We start from the raw sequence: 1,143 nt of genomic DNA on the forward strand, positions 1-1,143 counted from the left end.
CCGTGACGATCGGAACGCGCACGGCGCTGCCCCACTCGGTCCACGAGCCGTCGTAGTTGCGCACGTTCTCGAAGCCGAGCAGGTGCTGCAGGACGAACCAGGTGAGGCTGGAGCGCTCACCGATGCGGCAGTAGGCGATCACGTCGTCGCCGGCCTTGAGCCCCGCCCCGTCCTGGTAGATCTCCTCGAGCTCGGCGCGGGTCTTGAACCCGCCGTCCTCAGCGACCGCACGGCTCCACGGCACGCTCTTCGCGGTGGGGATGTGACCGCCGCGCAGCGAGCTCTCGTCGGGGTAGGCCGGCATGTGGGTGCGCTCACCGGAGTACTCCTCGGGGGAGCGCACGTCGATCAGCGGGCCCTGGCCGATGAACGCCAGCACGTCGTCCTTGTAGGCGCGCAGCACGGAGTCGTCGCGCTCGACCACGGGATACTCCGTCGCGGGACGGACCGTCTTCTCCGTGGTGATCTCGCGGCCCTCGGCGATCCACTTGTCGCGACCGCCGTCGACCAGGCGCACGTCCTCGTGGCCGAAGAGCGAGAAGACCCAGAGGGCGTATGCGGCCCACCAGTTGTTCTTGTCGCCGTAGATCACGACGGTGTCGTCGCGGGAGATGCCCTTGCGGCTGAGGAGCTCGGCGAAGCCCTTGCCGTCGACGTAGTCGCGCACGACCGGGTCGTTGAGCTCGGTGTGCCAGTCGACCTTCACGGCGCCCGGGATGTGGCCGGTCTCGTAGAGCAGGACGTCCTCGTCGGATTCGACGACAACCAGGCCGGGTGCGTCGAGGTTGGCGGCGAGCCACTCGGTCGTGACGAGCCGACCGGGCGCGGCGTACTCGGCGAACTTGGCGGATGAGTTGTCGTGCTCGACGGTCACGGGATGCTCCTCTTGGTTCAGGACGCGGATGCTGATTGCGGGCGGTGCACGGGTGCGCCAGGTGGTTCAGGACGCGGGTGCGGGTGTGCGACGGCGTAAAGTTGAGCCGTCCCCTTTGACGATAGATCCCTTCGGTCGGGCCCGCATCCGGATCGTAAGACTATGACTTCTGACCTCAGGAATGTGATGACCCAGCAGACGAGCACGGGTGTCGTGCACCTCACCGAGCGCACGCCGATCGTCACCGGCCCGGAGATGCTCGCCAGCCT

At 67.5% G+C, this 1,143-nt stretch carries 1 protein-coding gene; it reads right to left on the reverse strand.

Annotated elements, in window-relative coordinates; translation table 11 throughout:
• Positions 1-874 (reverse strand): sulfurtransferase (locus BGN97_RS14440; protein WP_292702946.1); only part of this gene is annotated, 874 nt, incomplete at its 3' end.
• Between the last annotated feature and the right edge of the window lie 269 nt (positions 875-1,143).

It is taken from the genome of Microbacterium sp. 69-10, from assembly GCF_001897945.1.
Taxonomy (GTDB): Bacteria; Actinomycetota; Actinomycetes; order Actinomycetales; family Microbacteriaceae; genus Microbacterium.